Below are 410 nucleotides of genomic sequence, written 5' to 3' on the forward strand. Positions count from 1 at the left end.
ACCGGCTCGGGCGGCCTTCCCTGGTCACGTTGTGGGGATGCGATGACCAGCATGGCTGGCGGCAGGGAGGGGGCGAGGCGGGTCATGGGTGAGGAGAGCGTGGACCGGTCGGAGGGTTTCGGCGAGCAGCTGCTGGGCCTGCTGCTGGATCGGGCGCGGCTGATGCCGCCTCAGCTGATCGCCCCGCTGGTCGCGGAGGAGGTGGCCAAGATCGGCGGCCGGGACGTCTCCATCCTGCTCCAGGACTACGCGCAGGAGGTGCTGGTACCGCTGGCGGGCAGCAAGCTGCACGTCGGCCAGCCCGAGCCGGTGATCGGCTCCCCCGCCGGTCGGTCCTTCCTGAGCGCGGACGTCGTCGAGGAGCCGCCGCCCCCCGGCGTCGGTACGTCGTAACTCCCTCTACGCTCTCA

Annotated in this window: 1 pseudogene; it reads left to right on the plus strand. The window is 71.5% G+C overall.

Annotated elements, in window-relative coordinates:
- Positions 1-51: 51 nt before the first annotated feature.
- Positions 52-381: pseudogene (locus tag DN069_RS07985) on the plus strand (serine/threonine-protein phosphatase); the annotation flags it as partial.
- Positions 382-410 lie beyond the last annotated feature (29 nt).

This window comes from Streptacidiphilus pinicola, assembly GCF_003258295.1.
Lineage (GTDB): Bacteria > Actinomycetota > Actinomycetes > Streptomycetales > Streptomycetaceae > Streptacidiphilus > Streptacidiphilus pinicola.